The organism is Sorangium sp. So ce887 (assembly GCF_051521455.1).
Lineage (GTDB): Bacteria > Myxococcota_A > Polyangia > Polyangiales > Polyangiaceae > Sorangium.
Genome location: NZ_CP150354.1, coordinates 4845881 through 4871157 on the forward strand (window position 1 = coordinate 4845881; position 25277 = coordinate 4871157).

Consider the following 25277-nt stretch of genomic DNA (forward strand, 5'->3'; position numbering starts at 1 on the left):
GAGAGGTTGAGTCCCACCGATGGCCTCCCGACGAGCGGGTGAGCGGGAGAGCGGGGCGGCGTGGCTCGCCGTTTACCGGTGCGTCATCGGAGGGGGGTGGGCCATGGCCCTCCGCCGCGCCATCGCGTAGCGCACGCCGGCCCGGAGGTCTCTCAGGAGGATGAGCTCGTCGAGCGCCTCGCCGGTCTGCACGAGCGAGCCGGCGGTGCTCGCGGACATGCCGACCAGGACGCACTGCGCGCCGAGCAGGTACACGGCCTGCACCGCGCGCAGGAGGTGATCCGCGACGTCGCTGTCGATGAGCGGAACGCCGGTGAGATCGAGGATCACGAGCTCGGCGTCATGGCGCTCCACGCCTTGCAGCAGCGCTGTCATGAGCTGGCGGCACCGCGCCCTGTCGAGGTGGCCGACGAGCGGCAGGACGAGGACACCCTCGTCGATCGGCAGGAGCGGCGTCGAGAGGGCGGCTATCGTCTCGAGCAGCCGCGACTGGCTGGCGAGGAGGTCGGACTCGATCTGCCGCAGCGCATCTTCCGTCCTCTTTCGCGCGGTCATGTCGACCACGACCCCGACCATCCCGATCACGCGGCCGCTGGCGTCGCGGAAGGGGACGTTGTTCTCCAGCGTCCAGCCGTCGCTCCCGTCCTCGAGCTTCCACCGGAGCTCCACGTTCAGCCGCGGGACTCCGTCCGACATGATGATCTCGTCGTTCTCGCGGTAGCTGCGCGCGACCTCCGGGACGAAGATCTCCTCGTCGCGCTTCCCGACGATCTTCTCGGCCGAGAGGCGATAGTGATCGGCGTAGGCCTTGTTGACAGCGAGGTAGCGGTGCTCTCGATCCTTGAAGAACACCATCGCCGGGATCGCGTCGAGAAGCGCGGCGTGGCCGGAGGCGTCCACCGAGAAGAACTGGGCCAGCAGCCCATGCGGCTGCTCGGAAGGCCTCTGCGCGCGCGGCCGTCGCGCCTCGGCCAGCTCCTCCTCCAGCTCCGCGACGCGCCTCCGAAGCGCGGCTACCTGTTCGTCAAGCGCCGTATCGTTGTCTGGCTCGGACTGCATTCAGGGCACCACGTGCTGACCGCCACATTTAGCGCATGATTGTCTGAAGCGCAACGCCTGTCAAGCGTGGTCGATGTCCCGTGTCGGCGCTCTCAGTCGGCGCTTGTTCATCACCGGAGCGCATCACCGGAGCGCATCACCGGATGCGCATCACCGGAGCGGGTGGGCGGAATCTGTGGATCTCGACCAAGACGTTCCTCGCCCTCGTGGAGATCCGACCCTCGCGGTGCGCGATGTTCAAGCTGTAGCTTGAGCACATCTACCAGAGCCGGAACCGCGGAGTACTACGGCTATTGTTTCGCGGAGCCCGTGAGATCCAGAGCGGTGCTCAGAAGATAAGGAGCCAACCGCCGACTCGCCGCGGTTCACACTACGGCACCTGCTCACCCATTCTTCGGGGCTGCCGCGGCTCGGTCGGCTCGTCGGTTCGATTGCTCGGATTCGACACGCGAGGTCACCGCCGCCGAGGTGCGCGCGGCGGTGACCGGCGCGGTCCTCGAGTACGTCCCCGGGACGAAGAGTACGTCCCCGGGACGAAGGACGTCTATCAGAGCTTCGGGGTCCGCGGCGCCCGCTCCGGACGGCGCTCAGGGAGCGCCGCCGGTGGGGCTCGCGCCGGCGAGGGTCATCCAGCCTTGTCGATGCGCCCGTCGGGGTACCGCGCGAACCGGCCGGCCGCGCGCGCGTGAACAGGGTCGTCGCTCGGCCACGGCCACCCGCCGAAGCCGGTCCGCCGGTAGTCGATGAAGGCCTGCTGGACCTCGGCCATCGAGGTCATCACGAAGGGGCCCTGCTGCGCGACGGGCTCGCCGATGGGTCGGCCCTGGAGGAGCAGGATCTCGGCCTCGTCGGGGCCGTTCTCGAGGAGCGCTGAGGCGCCGTCGCGGAGCGTGATCCTGTGGCCCGCGGGGACGCGGCGGGCGCCGACGCGCAGCTCGGTGCCGCGGAAGAAGTAGAGCGCGCGGCCCGCGCCGGGCGAGGCGGCCGGCAGCGCGAACCGCGCGCCCGGCGCCATCGTGAGCGTCCAGATCGCGACGTCGGCGTCCGCGCGCGCCGCCCACGACCTCGGCGGCGGCGCCGGCGGGCGGAGCTCGCCGAAGTTGCCGGCGACGACGGTGATCTCGGTCGCCCTGCCCGCGGCGTCGCGCACGAGCTGCTTCGGGATCGTGTCGCCCCACATCATCACGAACTGCGGGTCGGCGAGCTTGTCGGCGCGCGGGAGGTTGAGCCAGATCTGGAAGAGCTCGAGCGGGTTGGGCCCGTCCTTCTCGATGAGCGGGAACATCTCCGCGTGGACGACGCCGCTCCCCGCCGTGAGCCACTGGACGTCGCCGCGGCCGTAGCGCGCGGCCGCGCCGAGCGAGTCCGAGTGATCGATGAGCCCGCGCCGCACGACCGTCACCGTCTCGAAGCCGCGGTGCGGGTGCTGCGGGAAGCCGGGGACCCCGCCGCCGTGGTACATGCGCCAGCCGTCCTTGCCCGCGAAATCGCGGCCGATGGCGCGGCCCGCGAGCGAGGCGGCCGGCCCCATCCGCTCGTTGCCGGCCGGGTACGCGTCGTGGTGGTGGACGCAGAACAGGAACGGGTCGAGCGTCTCCCAGGGGGACCCGAGCCCGAGCGGCGCGACGTCGCGGACCACGTCCTCCGCGGCGAGCGCGGCTTCATCGGTGCGGCTGGGCGAGGGCTCGGTGCGGGCGCACGCGGCGACCACGGGCGTCGCGGCGAGGGCACCGAGGGCAGTGCGGCGATCCATGGCAGCCATTGTAAAGTGCCCCACGGGGAGGGACAACGGTGCGCGCGCGCAACCTGGCGTTGCCCCGGGGGCAACCACCGGCGCCGCCCGCGCCCCGAACGATCCTGGCGCCTCGGCGGCTCGTATCCTCTCGTCCGAGCGTCGCTCTGACGTTAGAGTGGATCCTTGTGTCCACACGTCGCTCCGAGCGGAGCATCATCTTTCTCGTCGCTGCGGTCCAGTTCATCAACGTCCTCGACTTCGTGATGGTGATGCCGCTCGGGCCCGACTTCGCGGTCGCCCTCGGCATCTCGATGTCGGATATCGGCCTCATCGGCGGTAGCTACACGGCGGCGGCCGCGCTCTCGGGCCTCGCCGGCGCGTTCTTCCTCGACCGGTTCGACCGGCGCAGCGCGCTCGCGGTGGCGATGCTCGGCCTCGTCGTCGGCACCGCGGCCGGCGGCTTCGCGACCGGATTGCCGAGCCTCATGGCGGCGCGCGTGCTCGCCGGGGCGTTCGGCGGGCCCGCGACCTCCGTCGCGTTCTCCATCGTCGCCGACGTCATCCCGCCCGAGCGGCGCGGCAAGGCGATGGGCGTCGTGATGGGCTCGTTCTCGGTCGCCTCGGTGCTCGGCATCCCGGCCGGGCTGGAGCTCGCCCGGCGCGGCGGCTTCCAGCTGCCGTTCTTCGCCGTCGCGGCGCTCGGGCTGCTCGTCGCCGGGCTCGCGATCTTCCTGCTGCCCTCGATGCGAGATCACCTCGCCGGCGCGCGGTCATCGGGCAGCGCCCCCAGGGAGCTCCGCGCCCTCCTCGGCCGGCCGCTCGTGATGCTCTCGTACGCGACGACGGCGATCGTGACGATGGCGTCGTTCCTGGTGATCCCCAACATCTCCGCCTACGTGCAGTACAACCTCGGGTACCCGCGCGAGCGGCTCGGGCTGCTCTACTTCGTGGGGGGCCTGGTCAGCTTCGTCGCGATGCGCGCCGTGGGCCCGCTGGTCGATCGCTTCGGCGCGTTCCAGACGGGCTCCGTGGGAGCGGCGGTGCTCGTGGGCGTCCTCTACGCCGGGTTCTTCTCGTACGTGCCGGGGCTGCCGGTGCTCGGCATCTTCATCGTCTTCATGCTCGGCATGACGTTCCGCAACGTCTCGTACAACACGCTCACGTCGAAGGTGCCGCGCCCCGCCGAGCGGGCGCGCTTCACCTCGATGCAGTCGGCCGTGCAGCACATGGCGGCCGCGATCGCGGCGTTCTGGTCGGCCAGGTTGCTCCACGAGCTCCCGGACAGGCGCCTCGACGGCATGCCGGTCGTCGCCGCCCTCTCGATCGCGTTCACGCTCGCGATCCCGCTCCTGTTCCTCGGGATCGAGCGGCGCGTCGCCATTGCCGCGGCCCAGCGCACATAGCCCTGCCGCCGCGTCCCCCGGCGCCCGGCGGCGGCGCGCCGGGGTGGGCTCGGGGCGCGGGCGTCAGCGGGCGGGATTCATCTGCGAGAGGCGATAAGCCCCCACGGTGGCGGCGAGGGACGAGAGGATGAGGAGCGCGAGCGCCAGCGCGACGTTGTTGAGCGACTCGCCGAGGCCGACGATCCAGAGCCAGCGCGAATCGGGCGGCACCGCGCCGATGAACGTGAGCGACTTGATGGTGCCGCTGATGAACCCGAGGCCGCCGGACACCAGCGTCAGAATACCGAGGCTGATCTGGAGCGGCACGAACCGCCGCTCGGGCGAGAGGGCATAACGGACGGATGCGGCGAGGAGCAGGAGCCCGAAGACGAGCGTGGGGTACATGCCCCAGCCGCCCATATGGAAAGCTTCAGCCATGACGAGTGCCTCCTTGGATAGCGCTCTTGACAGGCGCCGGCAGCGAAGGTTCCGGGGCGGGGAGAGAGAATTCCTTCGAAACGTCGCGGTCATATCATCGGCGCTTGAGCTGCTGAAAGCGCTGTAGCCCGGCGCTGACCCGAGAGGCCCGCAGCTTGCATGCGCAAGGGCTTCGACTATAGCTTCGGGCTGATGATCGGCCCCGCGAGCTCGCCGTTGACGACGCAGACCTTCGAGCTGCGGGAGTCCCCGGACAGCCCAGGGATCTACTCCTACCTCCTCGTCATCGGCGCTTCCTCGTCGTACCGGCGCGCCCTGCCCGACGACGGCGTGCTCATCGTGGGGCGCAGCGACGAGGCAGACGTGAGGCTCGACACCGCCGCTGTGTCCCGGCGGCACGCCGAGCTCGCCTTCTCCAGAGGCGAGATCCGGATCGCGGATCTCGGCAGCCACAATGGGACGCTCGTCAACGGCGAGCGCATCGAGGGCTCGCGCACGCTCGGCTCCGGCGACGTCATCACCATCGGCGATACCACGCTGATCTTCCGGCGCGAGCTGCCGTCGAGGGGCAGCGCTCTCATCGAGATGGGCCGGCTGCGCCGGCGCGTCGAGGAGGAGATCGAGCGCGCCGCCGACTCGGCGCGGCCGTTCGGCCTGGCGGTGGTGTCCCTCGGGCCCGTGCAGATGCGCACGACGCTCGAGCAGCGGGCGCTCTCGGCGCTCCGGTTGATGGACATCGTCGCCTGGGACGGGGCCTCTCACCTGGCCATCGGGTTCCCCGAGCTCGGCGGAGCGCTGGCGCGCGGCGCGGTGCTCCAGGTGCTCGAGGCGATCGCGCCGCTGGCCCCCGAGGCGCGCGGCGGACTGGCGTGCTACCCGTTCGACGGCGGCGACACCGAGACGCTCCTCGCGGGCGCGCGGACCGCCGCGTCGATCGCCGCTCCAGGGGCGATCGCCTCCGCCTCGGAGACGGCCGTCCGGCACGTCATCGGCGAGCGCACCGTCGTGGTGGCCGATTCGGCCATGATCCGGCTGTTCGAGCTGATCCGGCGCCTCGCGGCGAGCGATCTGCCGGTCCTCGTCCTTGGCGAGACGGGTGCGGGCAAGGAGAACGCCGCCGCCGCCATGCACCACTGGTCTGCGCGGGCCCAGAAGCCGCTGATCACGCTCAACTGCGCCGCGCTCCCGGAGACGCTGGTGGAGAGCGAGCTCTTCGGCTACGAGAGGGGCGCGTTCTCGGAGGCGCGGGCGCCCAAGCCCGGCCTGCTGGAGCGGGCGCACGGCGGCACCGTCTTCTTCGACGAGGTCGGCGAGCTGCCCCTCGGCGTGCAGGCCAAGCTGCTCCGCGCGCTCGAGGCGAAGCGGATCACGCGCCTCGGCGACGTGCGCGAGCGCGAGGTGGACATCCGGATCGTCGCCGCCACGAACCGCGATCTGGAGGCCGAGGTCCGCGCCGGCCGCTTCCGTCAAGACCTGCTCTTCCGCCTGAGCGCCGCCGTCGTCGAGCTGCCCCCGCTCCGGCACCGGCCGCGCGAGCTGCCGATCCTGGCCCGCCTGTTCCTCGCCGAGGCGCGCGCCCGGACCGGGCGGCCCGCGCTCGATCTCTCGGAAGCCGCGCTCGCCGCGCTCTTCGCGCACCCGTTCCCCGGCAACGTGCGTGAGCTCAAGAACGCCATGGAGTACGCCGCCGCCACGGCGGACGGCCCCGTGATCGAGCCATGGAGTCTGCCGGAGCGCATCGCCGGCATCGATGTCCCGCCGCGCCCCGCGGCGGACACCGCTGCGCCGCCCGCCGCGGGTCCTCCCCGCTTCACGCCCATCGCCGAGGAGCTCCGAGAAATCGAGTGCACGCGCATGCGTCAGGCGCTCGACGCCGCGGACGGGGTCCAGAAACGGGCGGCGGCGCTCCTCGGGATGCCTGTCCGCACCTTCACCTTCAAGCTCAAGCAATTCGGTATCCTCGCGCGGGAGGGGAAGCGGAGCCCGTGATGGGGCTCGGCTGCCCGCCCGTGCGGGGCTGATCACTGGGCCTCGTGTTGCGTACAGCGCCGGGGAACGAGCGATCGGAGCATCGCCCAGGGCGAGTTTCGTCGATGCTTCAGGGATCTGGAGCCCTGATGGTAGTCTGTCGCCGACCGGCCTCGCCGTGGCCGCGCGATCAGAACACGAGCCGAGCCGACAGCGCCGCAGTATCGGGCGACGCGGCGGGCCGGATCTCGATCTTCACGCCGCCGCGATCCTCGGTGCGGTCGTGTTGCGTGTTCATGAAGAGCAGGGCCGTCCCCGTGATCGCGGCGGCTCCGCTGGCGACGAGGGCGCCGATCGCCAGCCGGTTCTCGAGGACGCTGCGATCGTACGCGTCACGGGCGAGCGCCTCGCACCACGGAGCGCAGCCGTTCCGAAGGCGCCGGTCTGTCGCTTCGTGGTCCGCGTAGGCATGCAACATCAGCCCGCCGCCTGCGATGCCCAGGGCCGCGCCTGCACCGAGCGTGGCCCACGGGAGCCACGTGGCCCACCGCTGCCTGGTGACGACGGTATCGACGCTCAGGGCGATCTGTCCCGAGGCCTCTTTGCCGGCGAAGACGAGGATGGGCTTGACGACCGTGAAGTGGCCGTTCTTTCTCGCCGTGATGACATGCTCTCCCGGCATGACCATCCGGCGCTCGGCGCCGGGGCCGTCGAACCAGGGCTGGCCATCCATCAGCACGACGGCGCCCGGCTCGTCACAGCGGATCTCGATGGCGGCGAGCTCCCGCTCGACGAGCGCTCGCATCGCCGCGCGCGCCTCCTGCTCCTTCTCGGCATCGAGCGAGCCGGGCCCCCAGCGGAGGGAGAGGCGCAGGTTCTCGTGGGCCAGGAGAGGCAGGCCAATGAGCTTCAACACCCGCCCAAGATAAAGCCGGAGCTCGGGGTGCTCCCAGGCAGCCAGCGCCTCCTCGTACTGGGCCCGCGCCTCGGCGAGCATCCCGCGCCGGTGCAGCTCGCGCGCCTCGGCGAAGAGCGCCTGCGCCCGCTGCCGTCGCTCCTCGGAGACCCCCTGGTGCCATGGCGGCAGCGGCGTCTGGGCTCGCGCGGGCGCAGCGCACAGGCCCGCGAGGGCGATGGGCAGGAGGAGCTGCGCTGTCGAGAGCGCGATTCGAGCGGATCGATTGCGGGTCGTCGTCATGACAGCCGAGCGCCTCTCCTTCGGGGCGTCCGTGGGACCTCCGCTCGCGCACCCGTCCAGCGCGCGCCCAGGCTCGCCGTGCACGTCGCGCGCACATCGTGTTCGACACATCGAGCACAAACGTAGGATAGGGCGACGATCGCACGGGGGCTCCTGCCAGGCAAGCCGGCGCCCGGCTGTGCCGTCGGGGGTCTGGGCCGCTCGGAGCCGGGGGATCTATCCGGAGGCCGTGTGGCAGGGACGCGGATGGGCTCCGCCGGGTGAAAGGAGTACAGGCGCGCGCTGGAACGGCTATATCTCCCGGCGTGGTCGCCGGGGCTCGCGAGATGATGAGGACCCAGACGATGCGCGCGACGGTCGACCCGCCGTCATCGTCGGAGCCGGCCAGGTCGCCGCCGTCGGCCGGCGGCCGCATAGGCCATTACGAGCTCCTGCGCGAGCTCGGCCGGGGGGGTATGGGGGTCGTCTTCCTGGCGCGTGACCTCCGGCTCGCGCGCCTCGTCGCGATCAAGCTCCTCACGAAGCTGAGCAGCACCGGAGTCCAGCGCTTCCTGGCCGAAGCGCAGGTCACCGCGCGCTGCAAGCACGAGCATATCGTGACGATCCACGAGGTGAACGAGCACGACGGATTCCCGTACATGGTGCTCGAGTACATCGAGGGGCAGAGCTTCCGTGCCTGGATGAAGCAGCGCAAGCCCGCCGATGCCCCCAGCCGGGCGTCGACGGTGCCGGTCCCGCCCGGCCTGGCCGTCGAGATGATGGTCCCCGTCGTGCGCGCGCTCGCGAGCGCGCACGCTTCCGGCATCGTTCATCGCGATCTCAAGCCGGAGAACGTCATGCTGGACGCATCGGGCGCGATCAAGGTGGTCGATTTCGGCATCGCCAAGCTGCGCGATGACGAGGCGAGCCTCGTCGCCGAGCCCCCTGTCGCCGGGGACATGGGCCTGACGCACCCGGGAGCGCTGGTCGGCACGCTGCCTTACATGTCCCCCGAGCAGTGGCAAGCCCAGGAGGTCGGCCCGTCGAGCGATGTCTGGGCCGTGGGCATCCTGCTCCACGAGCTCGTGCTCGGCGCGCATCCGCTCGCGCCGTGCAGGATGCCCGACCTCGTCGCGGTGCCGCGCCTCGACGAGCCGATGCCCGAGGTCAGCGCGCGCCACCCGGAGGTCGGCGCGCTCGGCGCGATCATCGATCGCTGCCTGCGCAAGCGCAAGGCCGAGCGGTTCGCCTCGGCGCAGGAGCTCCTGGCCGAGCTGTTGCCCCTCCTGCCCGGACGCCGGGAGATCCATCTCGGCGCCGACGAGAGCCCGTTCGCCGGCCTCTCGTCCTTCCAGGAGGCCGACGCCGACCGCTTCTTCGGCCGCGCGCAGGACCTCGCGGGCGTGGTCGCGCGCCTCCGCAGCCAGCCGCTGCTCGCGATCGCGGGCGCGTCGGGCGTGGGGAAGTCGTCGCTCGTGCGGGCCGGGGTGATCCCGGCGCTCAAGCGCTCCGGCGAGGGCTGGGAGGCGCTCGTCCTCCGGCCCGGGCGCGAGCCGCTGGCGGCGCTCGCGGAGCTCTTCATCAGCCCTGCCGTGACCCTGAGCACCGACTTGCTGGCGCTCGCTCCCGACAGCGGCGCGGCGACGCGCGCGGCCCTGAACGAGCGGCTGCGCGCCGAGCCCGGCGTGCTCGGCGCCGCGCTGCGCGGGTGGGCGGGCCGCGCGCAGCGGCGCCTCTTGCTGTTCATCGATCAGTTCGAGGAGCTCATCACGCTCGGCGCCCCGGCCGGCGAGCGCGCGGCGTTCCTCGCGTGCCTCGAGGGCATCGCCGACGACGCGTCCTCTCCGCTCCGGGTCGTCCTGTCGGTGCGCTCGGATTTCCTCGAGCGGATGGCCGAGCACGAGCATTTCATGGCGGCGATGACCCGAGGCCTCGTGTTCCTCCGGCCGATGGGGCGCGAGGGGCTGCGTGAGGCGCTGGTGAGGCCGGTCGAGGCGGCCCGGCACGAGATCGAGGATCCGGCGATGGTCGAGGGCATCCTCGACGCGCTGGAGACCACGCGCGGGGCCCTGCCGCTGCTCCAGTTCACCGCGGCGAGGCTCTGGGAGATGCGCGATCGGGGGCGCCGGCTGCTCACGCGGGCGAGCTACGAGGCGCTCGGCGGCGTGGCGGGCGCCCTGGCGAGCCACGCCGACACGCTGCTGGCCGGGATGAGCGAGCGACAGGCGAAGCTCGCGCGGGCGGTCCTGGAGCGCCTTGTGACGCCGGAGCGGACGCGGGCCGTGGCCAGCCTGGGCGAGCTCTGCGAGCTGCCGGGGGACCCGGGCGAGATCGAGCGGGTGGTGGGGCGGCTCGCCGACGGGCGGCTCCTGGCGATCGAGAAGGGGAGCGACCGCGCGGGCAGCACGGTGGAGCTCGTCCACGAGTCGCTCATCGAGCGGTGGCCGACGCTCAAGCGCTGGCTCGACGAGAGCCAGGAAGACGCCGTGTTCCTCGACCGGCTGCGCGCCGCGGCCCGGCTCTGGGACGCGAGCGGTCGCGCCGCGGACACGCTCTGGCGGGGCAAGGTCGCCGCGGGGGCGCGCGGCTTTCGCGAGCGCTACCGGGGCGCGCTGCCGGAGCGCGAGCGGCTCTTCCTCGAGGCGGTGCTCCGGCTGGCCGACCACACGCAGCGAAGGCGACGCCGGCTCGTCACCGGGGTCATCGCGGCGCTGTCGATCCTGGTCGGCGTGGCGGGGGCGGGGATCGTGAAGCTGACCCGCCAGAACGGGGTGATCTCGGCGCAGCTCGACGAGATCCGGAGGAAGGAGGACACGCTGAAGGAGGCGCTCGCGAGCGAGGAGGCGCAGCGGAGCGCGGCCGAGAGGGCGCGGCAGGACAGCGAGGCGGAGCGGCGGCGGGCCGAGCGGATGCAGCGCGAGGCGGAGGAGGCCCGGGAGCGCGCCGAGGCCGAGGCCGCGCGGGCCCGCGTCGCGGCGGGCGAGGCGCGGGCGGCGCGGGACACCGCGCAGCAGTCCGAGACCGAGGCGCGCGAGGCCGAGGGAAAGGCCACCGAGCAGGAGCGGAAGGCGAGGGCGGCGGCGGAGGCCGCGCTGCGGAGCAAGCGCGAGCAGGAGGAGCTGATCGAGCGGACGGTGGGGAAGGTCGGGGCGAGGTTGAAGTAGCGGGCGCCACCGGAGGCGCGCCGCGGGCAGGTGGGTGACGGGCCTCGGCAGGTCGCGAATGTCGTTTCGAGGCTGTGCGGCTACCGCGGCAGTACCGTTCGGGTGTGACGGTAGATGGCGCCGCCCTCGCCGACTACAAAGGACGATTTCCCGGCGCCCCACACCGCGAAAAGGATGCGATCCGTCGTGGAATTGAGCTTGAGCCAGGAGACTCCGTCGTAGTGCAGGAGCTGGCCGAACTCACCCACAGCAAAGACATCCTTCGGCCCGCTCCCCCACACGCCATTCAACGTTGTCAATGTGGTCGAGCTCATGGCCTGCCAGTCCTGGCCGTCGTAGTGCAGGATCGTGCCGTTAACACCCACGGCAAAGACATCCTTCGGCCCGCTCCCCCACACGCCGCTCAACGGTACCTCCATTGGGGGCGAGGTCATGGCCTGCCAGTCCTGACCGTCGTAGTGCAGGATCGTGCCGAAATCACCCACGGCAAAGACATCCTTCGGCCCGCTCCCCCAGACGCCATTCAGAGTTGTCAATGTGGTCGAGCTCATGGCCTGCCAGTCCTGGCCGTCGTAGCGCAGGATCGTGCCGAAATCACCCACGGCAAAGACATCCTTCGGCCCGCTCCCCCAGACGCTATTCAGTGTCAATGTGGTCGAGCTCATGGCCTGCCAGTCCTCGCCGTTGTAGCGCAGGATCGTGCCGTTCGTACCCACGGCAAAGACATCCTTCGGCCCGCTCCCCCACACGCCACGCAAAAGTGCCGACGTGGTCGAGTCCATGGCCTGCCAGCCCTGATCGTTGTAGTGCTGGATCGTGCCGTTAGCACCGACGGCAAAGACATCCTTCGGCCCGCTCCCCCAGGCGCCGTTCAACCATTCCACCGATGTGGACGATGTGAGCAAGGTCATGTTCTGCCAGTCCTGGCCGTTGTAGTGCAGCGTGTTGCCTTGGTCAGCCACGGCAAAGACATCCTGCGGCCCGCTGCCCCACACGCCACGCAACGGTACACCCTCTGTGGACAACGGTACCTCCGCTGCGGAGAACGTCGTGGGCAAGGTCATGGGCTGCCAGCTCTGGCCGTCGTAGTGCAGCATCGTGCCCTCGACACCCACGGCATAGACATTCTGCGGCCCGCTCCCCCACACGCCGGACAGCGCTTCCGACGTGGGCGAGGCCATGGCCTGCCAGCCCTGGCCGTCGTAGTGCAGCACCATGCCCCCGTCACCCACGGCAAAGACATCCTGCGGCCCGCTCCCCCACACGCCACGCAAATCTGCCGACGTGGTCGAGGTCATGGCCTGCCAAGAATCGCCGTTATAGCGCAGGATCGTGCCGTTCGTACCGACGGCAAAGACATCCCGCGGCCCGCTCCCCCACACGTCAGCAAGCCCTTCCGCCGATGTGGGCGAGGCCATGGACTGCCAATCATGGCCGTTGTAGCGCAGGATCGTGCCGAGAGTACCCACGGCAAAGACATCCTGCGGCCCGCTCCCCCACACGCCATGCAACGTTGTCAACGTGGTCGAGCTCATGGCCCGCCAGTCCTGGCCGTCGTAGCGCAGAATCGTGCCGAGCGTACCCACAGCAAAGACGTCCTTCGGCCCGCTCCCCCACACGCCGGACAACCTTTTCGATGTGGGCGAGGGCATGGCCTGCCAGTCCTGGCCGTTGTAGCGCGTGATCGCGCCGTTATCGCCCACGGCGAAGGCATCCTGCGGCCCGCTTCCCCACACGCCCCTCAACGTTTCCAGTGTGGCGCGCTCCTGCCGACGCCAGTTCCAGCTTCCGCACGGAATGGCGGACAGGTCATCGCAGGAGCTGATGCACCCCGGGCGGCCGAAATCGTAGTTCATGGCGATGCAGGATATCGTGACTGGCAATCCGGGGTCGCAGATTTCGTCCTTTGCCAGAACCCCGTCGCCGCAATGTACGCAATCGCTGCCGCAGCCATCGCCGCCTTCCCGGTTGCCGTCATCGCAGTCTTCGCCGTCATCCACGATGCTGTTGCCGCAGGTGTTGACGCTGGTTGGGACGACGCACGCAGGGGCATCGTCCTTCTCGACGACGCAGATGAGGCCGGACGGGCAAAACCCCTCGCCGCACGCGATCGCACCCTGGAGGCAGGCACCCGAGATGTAGATCAACGCCAGCACGAACGCCGCCGCCGCTGCATGACGGATCGCTCCTCCGCCTCGCCGTCGACCCGAGAGCGCTGGGCTCGGCTCCGTGTCCCGCCTTCGCATTCTACTCTCGCCTTTCCCTCGCCCAGCGGCCGTGCACCTCGCTCCGGCGAGCGCCCTGCTGGGGCTTGTTCGATGCCATCGATGACACCTCAGGATCCAAGGAGTCGGTTGCCCCGTTCGTGACTGGAACGACGTCCTCGCCTCGCCGGGGGCACCCCGAGCGGCGCACGCAACGAGCGTACCACGGAGATCTCATCGGTCGCGATCCGGCTCAACGAGGGGCGCCCGTCCCGGCGGAGGGCGGGAACGGTCGCCTCGGCGTGTCCGGGGCGCGGGCATCGGCGCGCCATGGCAATTCTTGCCGCACCTTCGGCTCCCGGGGCTGGCAAGCTTTGCCACGACGGCAAAGCTTGCCATACGCGCACGCCGGTTTGGCTGCCTCCTCGGCGTTGCATTGGGCAGGGTGGGCGCGACGGCTCCGCCACCCGGCTCGGAGTGAACGACGGCTGAAGACCGCCCGGAGATCCAATGTCCGGGCGTCCTTGGTACGGGCTCTGGTTGCTTGAACGGAAGACGACGCGTGCGAGTGAGCGCGAAGCTCGAGCCCGCCGTGGCGGGGCGCGCTCCCGCGTGATCTGGATGAGCCTCAGGCCAGCGCAGGTCCGAGCTCAGCAAGCCTGAGCTCGGACGCCGGTGCCCGCCTCAGCGCTGCTGCGCCCCGAACCGCGCCTTCACCGCGTCCACGGCGGCCTTCGTCCACCGATCGACCTCGTCGTCCGTCAAGGTCCGCTCGGGCGACCTGAACCACAGCGCGAACCCCAGCGAGTGCGTCCCCGGCGGGAGCTCGCTGCCGCGGTACCGGTCGAACAGCTCGACCTTCTCGCAGCGCTCCCCGGCGGTCGCCCGCAGCAGCTCGAGCACCTGGCCCGCCGGCACGTCGAGCGGCAGCAGCAGCGCCACGTCGTGCCGCATCGCCGGGAACCGGCTCGGCTTCGCGGCCGCCGGCGCCTTGTACGCCGCCGCCACCGCCGCGAGGTCGAGCTCCGCCACAACGGCCCCGGTCGTGATCTCCAGCGCGTCGCGGACGTCCGGGTGGAGCTCCGCCACGTACCCGACCGCGCGACCGTCGAGCGTGACGCGGGCGCCCTTGCGCGGGTGCGCCCACGGCGGGGGCTCGCCCCCGAGGTCGAACTCGGGCGCCACGCTGCCCGCGAGCTCCGCCAGCACCGCCTCGACCACGCCCTTGCCGTCGTAAAAATCGACGTCCTCGGGCCGCGTGAGGTAGCTGTCGCGCGGCCCCGCGAGGAGCACCGTCAGCCGGGTCGGCTCGTCGACCGGCGGTCGCTCGACCCGCGCCGGCTGGCCCGCGCCGCCCGCTTCGCCCTGGCGCGGCAGGAACACCTGGCTCACCTCGAACAGCCGCACCCGCGGCACGTTGTACCGCTGCGAGCGCTGCGCGACCGTCAGCAGCCCCGGCACGAGCGACGGCCGCATCACCGACTTCTCCTCGGAGAGCGGATTGACCAGCCGGAGGAGCGACGCGCTGTCGTAGCGCGCCGCCTTCAGCTCCTGCGGCGACAGGAACGAGTACGTCACCGCCTCGTGCAGGCCGATGCCGGTGCAGATCTGGCGCACCCTGCGCCGGAGCCGGTAATCGCCCTTCGCGCCGGCGGGCGCCGCGCCCACGCGCGGGAGCCGGCTCGGGATCTGATCGTAGCCGGCGACGCGCGCGACCTCCTCGATGAGGTCGATCTCCTCCGCGATGTCGGGCCGGTGCGCGGGCACATCGACGAGCAGCCGATCCGCCTGCTGCTCCACGATCGAGATCCCCAGCGTCTCCAGGATCTCGCGCGTCCGCGCCGGGGCCTCGGCCCCGATGATGCGCTGGTACCGCGGCAGCCGCAGCGTCAGGCGGCGCAGGGCGCGGGGCGCGACGTACGCGTCGATCGGCTCGCCCGCCGCCTCGCCGCCGGCGAGCTCGCAGATCAGCGCGCTGCCGCGATCGCGCGACAGCGGGACCCCGGAGAGGTCCACCTCGCGCTCGAAGCGGTGCGACGCCTCGGTGTGGAAGCCGTACCGGCGCGCCGACCTGCGGATCCCGCGCGGCTCGAAATACGCCGACTCGAGGAACACCCGCCGCGTCGTCGCGGTGACGCCGCTGTCCGCGCCCCCGATCACGCCGGCCAGGGCCACGGCGCGCTCCGCGTCGGCGATCACGAGGTCGTCCTCGTTCAGGGACAGCGTCTGCCCGTCGAGCGCGACGAACGTCTCGCCCGGCCGGGCCTTGCGGATCTCGATCGGCAGCCGCAATTTGTCGAGATCGAAGGCGTGGAGCGGCTGCCCCCGCTCGAGCATCACCAGGTTGGTCGCGTCGACGATGTTGCTGATCGGCCGGACCCCGAGGCGGCTCAGCCGCACCCGCGTCCAGAGCGGCGAGGGGCCCACGCGGATGCCCTCGATCACCTGGCCGGCATACCGGGGGCACCGCTCCTTGTCGCGCACCTCGACCGACGCCCGCGCCCCGCCGCCGCTCGCCTGCGCCGGCGTCGCGACGGCCGGCGGCTGGAAGGGGATGCCGAGCACCGCGGCCACGTCCCTGGCGACGCCCAGGTGGCCCAGCGCGTCGGGCCGGTTCGGGGTGACGCTGAGCTCGATGATCCAGTCCTCGAGGCGCGGCTCCCAGTCGAGCAGCGATTGCCCCGGGCGCCCGCCCTCGACGGTCAGGAGGCCCTCGTGGCTCGACCCGAGCCCGAGCTCGTCCTCGGCGCAGAGCATGCCGGCCGAGGTGAAGCCGGCGACCGCCTTCTCGGTCAGCGTGACGAGCGCGCCGCTGCGATCGACGACCTGCGCGCCCACGGGCGCATAGCAGACGAGCGCGGGCGCGGCCGGGATGACCGGCGCGCCGCACGCCACCTCGACGCCTTCGCTCCCTGCGCCGCCGCCGACGACGACGTCCACGCGGACCAGGGTGAGGCCCTTCTTGCTGGGGTGCGGCCGCGTCGCCACGACGCTCGCGAGGACCACCGGGCGCAGCGCGGCGCCGACGTGCGTCACGCGATCGACCTCGAGCCCGCCGCGGCCGAGCGCCGACGTCACCGCGTCGACACCGGGATCGGCGCCGAGGATCTCTTGAAGCCACTTGTAGGATATCAACATGGGGAGTCAGCGCTGCAGCGAGGGGAGAGCCGCCTAGAGGCTTCCGAGGAAGCGGACGTCGTTCTCGTAGAAGGCGCGGATATCGTCGACGGCGAACTTCATGTTGGCCGTGCGATCGACGCCGATGCCGAACGCCAGCCCCGTGTAGATCTCCGGGTCGATTCCGACGTTCCGGAGCACGGTCGGGTGCACCATGCCGCACCCGAGCACCTCCAGCCAGCCGGTCCCCTTGCACTGCGGACAGGCGCGGTTCGCGCCGAAACAGACGAGGCACGACACGTCGAGCTCGGCGCTGGGCTCGGTGAAGGGGAAGTAGCTCGGCCGGAAGCGCGTCCTCGTGTTCTCACCGAACATCCGGCGGCTGTAGACCTCGAGCAGGCCCTTGAGGTCGGCGAGGGACACGTCGCGGTCGACGACGAGCCCCTCGATCTGCACGAACATGGGGCTGTGGCTCGCGTCGTCGTCGCGCCGGTACACGACGCCGGGCGCGACGATCATGACCGGCGGAGGGTGGGAGAGCATCTCGCGCACCTGCACCGGGCTCGTGTGCGTGCGGAGGAGCACGTTCTGGGCCGGATCGCCCGCCACGTAGAACGTGTCGTGCATGTCCATGGCCGGGTGATCCGCCGGGAAGCCGAGGAGATCGAAGTTGTAGCGCGCGAGCTCGATCTGCGGCCCCTCGGCCACGTCGAACCCGAGCCCGACGAAGATATCCACGATCTCGTCGAGGGTCCGCATGATGGGGTGCGGCCGGCCGGGCGCGCGCCAGCGGCCGGGCAGGGTGATATCGAGGGGCGGCGCGGAGAGCTCGCGATCGCGCGCGGTCCGCTTGATCCGAGCCGTCGCCTCCTCGCGGGCGCGCTCCACGCGGCCCTTGACCGCGTTGAGGCGCTGGCCGAGGAGCTTGCGCTCCTCGGGGGCCGCCCCGGGCAGCTGCTTCATCAAGGCATTGAGCGAGCCGCGGCGCCCAAGCAGGCTGGCATACAGGCGGTTCAGCTCATCGAGATCGCCGACGGCGGCGAACTGGACGTCCACCGTGCGATCGACCTCGTCGATGAGGCGGCCGAGTTCGGGACCACTCATTGCCGCCCCCCTTACCTCAGAGGCCATGGCAACGCAAGACCGTGACCTCCCGCCCTGCGCCAGCCCGCGCGGGACGTCCGGGGCTCGGGCGGCGGCGACGGAGCGCGCCTCGTCACGAGGCGCGGGCCGCCGGCGCACGAGGAGCCGGCCCGATCGGCGCCACGCCCCACGCGCAACAACGGATGTCCACTCAGTCAACTCGAGGTTGACGGCGCTCCGCCAGCGTCGGCACAGCCTGCATGGGGCTCTCCGCCGTGCCGCTCTCCCGCCGGCGCCGGCGACGAGCGATGACGCCGCGTCGCGCCGCCGACTCTGGTGGTGCTCATCGAGCCAGGTCAGGCGGCCGAAGCGAGAGGACCCGCGAAGCGCTCGGAGAGCGCGGGAGAGCGCAGCTCCCTTGAGGCGCGGCCCTGCGCCCGCGACGCTCAGCGCACCACGTCGACAGGGTGGGAAGAAGAGATCAAGGATCTTCCCGCCTTCATGTGAACTCTCTCCACGCAAATGTGAGCACCACCCGCGCGTCAACCACGGCTGTCGCCCGTGTCAACCCGGGGTTTACGGCGTTCCGGGGGAAACTGCCTCTCGTCCAGCGTGAGCATGCCAGAACGTTGCCGGGGCGCCTCAGGGCACGTCGCGCGCTCGGGTCGGATCCGGCGCAAAGCCGGCTGCGGACGAGCCTGGTCTGGAATTCGACCAAGGCGCGCGCCATGGCGTCGCGAACACCCTGTGTGCCCTTGGCTCGTCGTTTGCACTCAAGCGTCGACGGCGTGGACGGCGTGGACGCTACCAGCGCACCACACGCTGAGCGAGCCACAGGACGTGCTGTCGGGTCTCGCTCGCCGCGACGACAGCCCCGCTGCTCGCGCTGGCGTAGCTCCAACCCTCCACGAGATCGGCGCACCCTTGAATTCGATCGTCAATCCCTGTTGCCACCCTGGGCATGATGTTCAGCGCGATCCACAGCGCGGCTCGTGCTCGACAGACGCAGACGCGTCCGTGCCGTCTACCCGCCTCGCGGGCGGGAGAGGATGGGCGAGCGCGCGCAACCTGGTCTGTGCCCTGCTCGGCGCGGCCCTCTGCGTGGCTCCAGCGGTCGTCCATGGACAGCCGCTGCCTACTCCCGCGACGCCGACGCCCTCGCCGGGCGAGGCTCCCGCCGACGCGACGGCTCCGCCGTCGGAGGCGCCGGCCGCGGCTCCGGCCCCCGACGCCGGGGGCGCGGGGTACGCCGCCGCGGCCATCGCCTCCTCTCAGCAGCCGCAGCAGAAAGAAGACCCCTCAACGCCACCGGCGCCGGCGGAGAGCGGGTTCTTCTTCGGCGGCGTCGGCCGCGCCGTGGCGGCCACCGACGGCGAGCTGGGGCCGGGGCGCGACGCGGACATCGTCTGGAGAGGCTCGCGCCTCGACGAGTCCACGTTCGTCCAGATGGACCTGGAGCGTCAGGATTACTGGGAGTCCACCGGCGCCACCACGCGCGTCGCCGTTCGTCTGGTCGTGGACGCCCCGGTCCTCCACTACAACAACGCGAGGCCGTGGAACATCAACATGTCGCTCCGCAACGCCTTCGTCGAGGAGCGAGATCTCGGCGTCAAGGGGCTGTCCGTGTGGATCGGCTCGCGCCTGTACCGCGGTGACAACTCCGAGCTGCTCGACTTCTGGCCGCTCGACTGGCTGAACACGCTGGGCGGAGGCGTCCGCTACGATCTGCCCTCGAAGCGCACGTACTTCGCGGCGCACGCCGGCATCAACCGGCCGCTCACGCCGTATTACCTTCAGACGGTAGATCGCGCGCCGGCGCTCAACCAGCCCGGCACGGCGACCGTCAATCTCCTCGATCGCCAGCGGCTCATCACGAGCTTCAAGGCGAGCCACACCGTTCCGGTCGGGGAAAAAGGCGGCGTCAAGGGCGTGCTCTACGGCGAGCTGCACCAGATGCCGTCGGGCACGCGCGAGACCGCGGAGGCCGGCGTGTCCGAGAGCCTGCCGCGCGACTCCGGGTACGTCATCGGCGCGCAGGTCAGCCCGTTCACCGGCGTGAACAACGGGCACCTGCACCTCTTCCTCCGCTATGCGGGCGATCTCGCGGCGCACGGCGAGTTCGGCTCCCCCTCCCAGCCCGCGCCGGACGGCACCGCGAGCGGCGCGCACGAGCTCATGTTCACCATGAGCGCCAACTACGAGACGGGGCCACTCGGGCTGATGGCCTCGGGGTACGTGCGCTCGTTCCGCAACGCCAGCGAGCCGTTCGACTTCGCCGATCTGGACGAAGGTATTCTCGTCGTGCGGCCGCATTACTTCCTGCGCGACTGGGGCGGTATCGCCGTCGAGGCCTCTTACCAGGCGCAGCGGCGCGGGAGGGTCCCGCCCCCCGCCGATCCCGCGGCGCCGGGCGCGCGCGCCGCAGCCAGCCACCACAGCGCGAGCCTCGTGCGCTTCGGGCTCGTGCCGTTCCTGAACGCGGCGGGCAGGGGCGACTTCAAGCGCCCGCAGTTTCGCTTCATCTGGCTCGTGACCCGGCGCGACGAGGGCGCGAAGGCGCTCTATCCGCAGGACGACGTGTTCAGCCAGCGCACGTGGGAGCACTTCATAGGCTTGAACGTCGAGTGGAACATCAAGGCGAGCCCGGCCTTCTGACGGAAATACGCAGTTTCGGAGCTTCGCCGCGCGAGCGCGCCGCTGCCCTCGAGGGCCCGGCGCCATCGCGCGCGCTCCCTCTCGGGCACGGCAGTCGACGTGACACGCAAGCGAACTCATTGGGTCTGAGCAAAAGAAAGAAGATCTTGAAGCGATGAAACCAGTCAATCCTCAGCAGGTCGTGGTCCGCGCAACCGCGTCGCACAAGGGGCGGAGGCTCTCCGTGACGCCGGCCGATAGCCCCATGAAGCGCCTGTATTACGGTCGGATCCTGCTCGACGGGACCGCGCCGACGGTGCGCTTCGAGACCTCCGGGCGCGAGGTGGGGCTCCTCTGCATGGCCGGCGAGTGCGCCGTGCAGGTGAACGGCGGGGAGACGATCGCGCTCGGGCGGTACGACGCCATCTACGTGCCTCGCGGGTCGACCGTCGAGGTGAGCACGAGCGCGTCGGTCGACCTCGTCGAGTGCGGCGCCGAGGTGGAGGGGGACTACCCCCTTCAGGTCGTGCGCTACAGGGACGTCGAGGAGGACCCGGCGCTCAAGTTCACGGCGGGCGGCGACGCCACGACGCGCGAGCTCAGCATCCTGCTCGGCAAGAACGTGCAGGCGGGCCGCATCGTCGCGGGGTTCACGCGATCGGCCCCCGGACACTGGACCAGCTGGCCGCCGCACGAGCACACCGACATCCTCGAGGAGATGTACGTCTATTTCGATATGCCGCCTCCGGCGTTCGGCGTGCAGCTCGTCTACACATCTCCGGAGACGCCCGAGGTGGTCACCGTGGTGCGGGACGGCGACGCCGTGCTGATGCCGGCCGGCTACCATCCGAACGTCGCGGCGCCCGGGCACCCGATCAACTTCGTCTGGCTCATGGCTGCGCACCGCGAGCGGGAAGATCGGGTGTTCGGCGTGGTCAATGTCCAGCCGGAGTTCAGCCAGCGCGGCTCCGGCCTCGAAGCGAGCCTCAAGTAGCGATTGCCGGAGCGAGCCAGCGTCACGCCGGCTCCAGTGAGGAGAATAGCTTCATGGTCATGAAATCGGAGCCCACGATGGGCATCGCTGACGTACCTGCGGAGGCGCCGCGCGGCGCGGGCGCCGGCATCGGGCGATACCGCTGGCTGATCTGCTTCCTCCTGTTCACCGCCGCGACGATCAATTACGTCGATCGCCAGGTGCTGGGCGTCCTGAAGACGACGCTCCAGAAGGAGCTCGGCTTCAACGATATCGATTACGGCAACATCGTCACGGCGTTCCAGGCCGCTTACGCCATCGGGATGCTGACGATGGGCCGCCTCATGGATCGCATCGGGACGCGGCGCGGGTTTTCGTTCGCCGTCGGGTTCTGGAGTCTGGCGGCGGCGGCGCACGCGCTCGTGGGCAGCGTCGGTGGGCTCTCCGCGGCCCGCTTCGCCCTCGGTATCGGCGAGGCCGGGATGTTCCCGGGCGCCCTCAAGACGATCGCGGAGTGGTTCCCGAAGAAGGAGCGCGCGCTCGCGACCGGGCTGTTCAACTCCGGGACCAACATCGGCGCGATCGTGTGTCCCCTCGTGGTGCCATGGATCGCGGTGACCTGGGGCTGGCGCGCGGCCTTCGCGCTGACCGGCGCGCTAGGGGCGCTGTGGATCATCGCCTGGATGATCTTCTACACCCCCCTCGCGGAGAACCCGCGCGTCACGCCGGCGGAGCGGGCGTACATCACGAGCGAGCCGTCGCCGGAGCCGGGCAAGATCGGATGGCTCACCCTCATCCCGCACCGCCAGACGTGGGCGTTCGCGATCGGCAAGTTCATGACCGACCCGTTCTGGTGGCTGTACCTGTTCTGGGTCCCCGACTTCCTCAACCGCAAGCACGGGCTGAACCTCCTCCAGATCGGGCCGCCGCTCGTCACGATCTACCTGCTCTCCGACGTGGGCAGCATCGCCGGGGGCTGGTTCTCCTCGATGCTGATGCGCCGCGGCTGGACGGCGAACGCGGCGCGCAAGACAGCGATGCTCGTGTGCGCGCTCGGCGTCGCGCCCGTCTTCCTCGCGACGCGGACCGACTCGCTGTGGGTCGCGGTGCTCCTCCTGGGCCTCGCCACCGCCGCGCACCAGGGCTTCTCGGCGAACCTGTTCACGCTCACCACGGACATGTTCCCGTCCCAGGCCGTGGGGTCGGCCGTCGGGTTCGGCGGCATGGCCGGGGCCATCGGCGGGATGCTCATCGCGCAGATCGCCGGCCGCGTCCTGCAGCTCACCGGGAGCTACTCGACGCTGTTCCTCATGGCGGCGTCTGCCTACATCCTGGCGCTCGCCATCATTCACATGCTCGTGCCGCGGCTCGAGGCCGCGCGATTGAAGAAGGCATAGGACAACGATGAACGATCCGTTTCGTTTGGACGGCAAGGTCGCGCTCGTGACGGGCTCGGCCGTGGGGATCGGCGCGGCCATCGCGACGGCGCTCGCGGCCGCCGGGGCAGACATCGCCTGTCACGGGAAGGACGAGCCGGGCGAGGCCACGATGGCCGCGGTGCGGAGGCTCGGGCGGCGCGCCACCGGGATGGCCGCGGATCTGGCCGATCGCGCGGCGCACGAGGAGCTCGTCCGGAGGACGAAGGCGGAGCTCGGGCGTATCGACATCCTGGTGAACAACGCGGGGCTGATCCGCCGGTCGCCGGCCGTCGCGTACTCGGACGAGGACTGGGACCTCCTGATCGAGGTCAACCTTACGTCCGCGTTCCGGCTGTCGCGGCTTACCGGGGAGCTCATGCTCGAGCAGGGGTCGGGCAAGATCGTCAACATCGCCTCGCTGCTCTCGTTCCAGGGCGGGATCCTGGTCCCCGCCTACGCGGCGTCCAAGGGCGGGATCGCCCAGCTGACCAAGGCGCTCGCGAATGAGTGGGCGGTCAAGGGCGTCAACGTGAACGCCATCGCGCCCGGATACATCGCGACGGACAACACGGCCGCGCTCAGGGCCGACGAGGCGCGCAGCCGCCAGATCCTCGAGCGCATCCCCGCGGGCCGCTGGGGCGAAGCCAGCGACATCGCGGGAGCGGCGCTCTTCCTGTGCGCGGAGGCGAGCAAGTACATCCACGGCCACGTGCTGGTCGTCGACGGCGGCTGGATGAGCCGTTGAGGAGTATGAATATGCAAATTCGCAGCGCAAAAGGGTGTCAGTGGGACGAGGTGAGCCTCGGGGAGGTGATGCTGCGCCTCGACCCGGGAGAGCGCCGCGTCCACACGGCGCGGACGTTCGACGTCGGTGAGGGCGGGGGGGAGTACAACGTGGCGCGGGGGCTCCGGCGCTGCTTCGGGCTCCGGACCGCCGTCGTCACGGCGCTCGCGGACAACGCCGTCGGGCGCCTCATCGAGGACCTGATGCTCCAGGGCGGGGTCGACACGTCGAACCTGCGCTGGGTCGATTACGACGGCGTGGGCCGGGAGGTGCGGAACGGCCTTAACTTCACCGAGCGCGGCTTCGGTCCGCGCGCCGCCGCCGGGTGCTCGGACCGCGGCCACAGCGCGGCGTCCCAGCTGAAGCCCGGCGATCTCCCGTGGAAGGCCATCTTCGGCGAGCGCGGCGCGCGCTGGTTCCACACGGGCGGCATCTTCTGCGCCCTGTCGGAGACGACCGCCGCCGTGGCGCGCGAGGCCATGGAGGCCGCGCGCGAGCACGACGTGCGGATCTCCTACGACTTCAACTACCGGCCCTCGCTGTGGAAGAACTTCGGCGGCCAGCAGAGGGCGCGCGAGCTCAACCGCTCCCTCATGCCGTACGTCGACTGCGTGTTCGGGAACGAGGAGGACTTCGTCGCGGGCCTCGGCTTCGAGGTCTCCGGCGTGGACAGCAGCTACAGCCAGCTCGACACGAACGGGTTCCGCCGGATGATCTCGGAGGTCGTCTCGGCGTACCCCAACATCTCGGTCGTCGCCACGAGCCTCCGGACGGCCAGGACCGCCAGCGTGAACGGCTGGGGCGGCATCCTGTACACCAAGGGCGAGTTCTACGAGGTCCCCCAGCGAGACATCGAGATCATGGACCGCGTCGGAGGCGGCGACTCCTTCGCGTCGGGGATCATCTACGGCCTCCTGGCCGAGCAGAGCCCGCAGTGGGCGCTCGAGTGCGGCGTCGCGCACGGAGCGCTGGCGATGTCGACCCCGGGGGACACCTCGATGGCCTCGCTCGCCGAGGTGCGGAGGGCCATGAACGGCGCCGGCGCGAGGATCGAGCGATGAACAGGGAGCAAGTCGTCCGCCGTATCGAGGAGATAGGCGTCGTCCCCGTGGTGCGCGCGCCGAGCGGGGCGCTCGCCGTGCGGGCCGCTCGCGCCCTGCGCGCGGGCGGCATCGAGGTTATCGAGATCACGATGACGGTGCCGGACGCCCTCTCCGTCATGCACGAGATCGCCTCGCGGATGGGGGGCCATGTCCTCGTCGGCGCGGGCACCGTGCTCACCGCGGACGCCGCCCGCGGGTGCATCGAGGCCGGCGCTCAATTCATCGTGAGCCCGGGGCTCAACCTGGAGGTCATCCGCGCGGCGCACGATCTCGGGAAGGCGGTCTTCCCCGGGGCGCTCACGCCCACCGAGGTGATCGCCGCGTGGAGCGCCGGCGCCGACGCGGTGAAGGTGTTCCCGTGCTCCGCGATGGGGGGCGCGAAGTACCTGCGCGCCCTGCGCGCGCCGCTCCCGGACGTGAAGATGCTCCCGACCGGCGGGGTCAACCTGACGACGGCCAGAGATTTCATCGAGGCCGGCGCCGTGGCGCTCGGGGTCGGCGGCGAGCTCGTCGACGCCGCGGCGCTCGCGGCCGGCAAGGACGAGGTCCTCACGGAGCGCGCGCGTGAGTTCATGTCCGTGGTCAGGTCCGCGCGGGCCGAGCTCAAGAACGGCGCACAGGCGTAGTCGTCCCGAGGAGCCAGAAGACGCATGATCCACGTTCAAAAGAGAGATGTTCCGGACCTTGTGCGCGTGTCCAGCCGCGAGGTCGTGTTCTTCACGCCGGAGCCGGGGCTCAAGCGGCGCATCCTCGCCCAGAACCCGAACATGATGCTCGTCGAGCACCACATGGAGCTCGGCTGGGCCGGCGCGCGCCACAGCCACCCGCACGACCAGCTGGTCTACGTCATCTCCGGACGCCTCAAGTTCTCGTGCGGAGACGAGGAGTTCGAGGCGCGCGCCGGAGACAGCTTCGTGGTGCGCGGGGGCGTCGAGCACCAGGCCTGGGCGTTCGAGCCGAGCGTCGTGCTCGACGTGTTCACGCCGGCGCGCGAGGACTACAGACCCTGAACGCCGGGGACCGGCCGGCGTCTCCAGC

At 70.9% G+C, this 25277-nt stretch carries 17 protein-coding genes; 10 read left to right on the forward strand and 7 right to left on the reverse strand.

The genetic code is table 11. The features are described from left to right. Window positions 1-72: 72 nt before the first annotated feature. On the reverse strand, window positions 73-1059 hold the full coding sequence (locus WMF36_RS17985; protein ID WP_437580834.1) for a PAS domain-containing protein: 987 nt from the start codon (window positions 1057-1059) through the stop codon (window positions 73-75). 625 nt (window positions 1060-1684) lie between these two features. Beyond that, window positions 1685-2821 carry a pirin family protein gene (locus tag WMF36_RS17990; RefSeq protein ID WP_437580835.1) on the reverse strand — a complete coding sequence of 379 codons (1137 nt, stop codon included), beginning with the start codon at window positions 2819-2821 and terminating at the stop codon, window positions 1685-1687. A 158-nt stretch (window positions 2822-2979) separates the two neighbouring features. Here WMF36_RS17990 and WMF36_RS17995 point away from each other — a divergent pair, with 158 nt between their 5' ends. Next, the gene (locus tag WMF36_RS17995) at window positions 2980-4197 is read left to right on the forward strand and encodes an MFS transporter (protein WP_437580836.1); all 1218 of its coding nucleotides are present in this window, start codon (window positions 2980-2982) and stop codon (window positions 4195-4197) included. Window positions 4198-4260: 63 nt separating this feature from the next. On the opposite strand, the gene WMF36_RS18000 is transcribed toward WMF36_RS17995, so the two are convergent. Continuing rightward, window positions 4261-4614, reverse strand: coding sequence for a hypothetical protein (locus WMF36_RS18000; protein WP_437580837.1), 354 nt, complete (start codon window positions 4612-4614; stop codon window positions 4261-4263). Window positions 4615-4773: 159 nt separating this feature from the next. Here WMF36_RS18000 and WMF36_RS18005 point away from each other — a divergent pair, with 159 nt between their 5' ends. Continuing rightward, complete coding sequence (locus WMF36_RS18005; RefSeq protein WP_437580838.1) at window positions 4774-6603, forward strand: sigma 54-interacting transcriptional regulator; 1830 nt, start codon at window positions 4774-4776, stop codon at window positions 6601-6603. 169 nt (window positions 6604-6772) lie between these two features. On the opposite strand, the gene WMF36_RS18010 is transcribed toward WMF36_RS18005, so the two are convergent. Then, window positions 6773-7780 (reverse strand): hypothetical protein, encoded by a 1008-nt coding sequence (locus WMF36_RS18010; protein WP_437580839.1) that lies wholly within the window; start codon window positions 7778-7780, stop codon window positions 6773-6775. 344 nt (window positions 7781-8124) lie between these two features. On the opposite strand from WMF36_RS18010, the gene WMF36_RS18015 reads away from it, so the two are divergent. Beyond that, entirely contained in the window at window positions 8125-10923 is a 2799-nt protein-coding gene (locus WMF36_RS18015) for an nSTAND1 domain-containing NTPase (protein WP_437580840.1), read from the forward strand. Window positions 10924-11003: 80 nt separating this feature from the next. On the opposite strand, the gene WMF36_RS18020 is transcribed toward WMF36_RS18015, so the two are convergent. The 3 genes from WMF36_RS18020 to pheS all read right to left on the reverse strand — a co-directional run bounded on the left by WMF36_RS18020 (window position 11004) and on the right by pheS (window position 17348). Beyond that, entirely contained in the window at window positions 11004-13079 is a 2076-nt protein-coding gene (locus tag WMF36_RS18020; protein WP_437580841.1) for a glucosyltransferase-I, read from the reverse strand. Window positions 13080-13811: 732 nt separating this feature from the next. Further along, on the reverse strand, window positions 13812-16265 hold the full coding sequence (pheT, locus tag WMF36_RS18025) for a phenylalanine--tRNA ligase subunit beta (RefSeq protein WP_437580842.1): 2454 nt from the start codon (window positions 16263-16265) through the stop codon (window positions 13812-13814). 33 nt (window positions 16266-16298) lie between these two features. Continuing rightward, a complete protein-coding gene (gene pheS / locus WMF36_RS18030; protein WP_437580843.1) occupies window positions 16299-17348 on the reverse strand; it encodes a phenylalanine--tRNA ligase subunit alpha in 1050 nt (349 codons plus the stop codon). A gap of 996 nt (window positions 17349-18344) precedes the next feature. On the opposite strand from pheS, the gene WMF36_RS18035 reads away from it, so the two are divergent. The 7 genes from WMF36_RS18035 to WMF36_RS18065 all read left to right on the forward strand — a co-directional run bounded on the left by WMF36_RS18035 (window position 18345) and on the right by WMF36_RS18065 (window position 25249). Further along, complete coding sequence (locus tag WMF36_RS18035; protein WP_437580844.1) at window positions 18345-19982, forward strand: carbohydrate porin; 1638 nt, start codon at window positions 18345-18347, stop codon at window positions 19980-19982. A gap of 154 nt (window positions 19983-20136) precedes the next feature. After that, entirely contained in the window at window positions 20137-20955 is an 819-nt protein-coding gene (locus tag WMF36_RS18040) for a 5-deoxy-glucuronate isomerase (RefSeq protein WP_437580845.1), read from the forward strand. Window positions 20956-21038: 83 nt separating this feature from the next. Continuing rightward, the gene (locus tag WMF36_RS18045) at window positions 21039-22331 is read left to right on the forward strand and encodes an MFS transporter (RefSeq protein WP_437581932.1); all 1293 of its coding nucleotides are present in this window, start codon (window positions 21039-21041) and stop codon (window positions 22329-22331) included. A 7-nt stretch (window positions 22332-22338) separates the two neighbouring features. Further along, window positions 22339-23097 (forward strand): 2-dehydro-3-deoxy-D-gluconate 5-dehydrogenase KduD, encoded by a 759-nt coding sequence (gene kduD / locus WMF36_RS18050; protein ID WP_437580846.1) that lies wholly within the window; start codon window positions 22339-22341, stop codon window positions 23095-23097. 5 nt (window positions 23098-23102) lie between these two features. Next, window positions 23103-24197, forward strand: coding sequence for a PfkB family carbohydrate kinase (locus WMF36_RS18055; protein WP_437580847.1), 1095 nt, complete (start codon window positions 23103-23105; stop codon window positions 24195-24197). Next, a complete protein-coding gene (locus WMF36_RS18060; RefSeq protein ID WP_437580848.1) occupies window positions 24194-24865 on the forward strand; it encodes a bifunctional 4-hydroxy-2-oxoglutarate aldolase/2-dehydro-3-deoxy-phosphogluconate aldolase in 672 nt (223 codons plus the stop codon). The genes WMF36_RS18055 and WMF36_RS18060 overlap by 4 nt, the downstream gene beginning before the upstream one ends. A gap of 24 nt (window positions 24866-24889) precedes the next feature. Continuing rightward, window positions 24890-25249 (forward strand): cupin domain-containing protein, encoded by a 360-nt coding sequence (locus WMF36_RS18065; RefSeq protein WP_437580849.1) that lies wholly within the window; start codon window positions 24890-24892, stop codon window positions 25247-25249. Window positions 25250-25277: the final 28 nt, after the last annotated feature.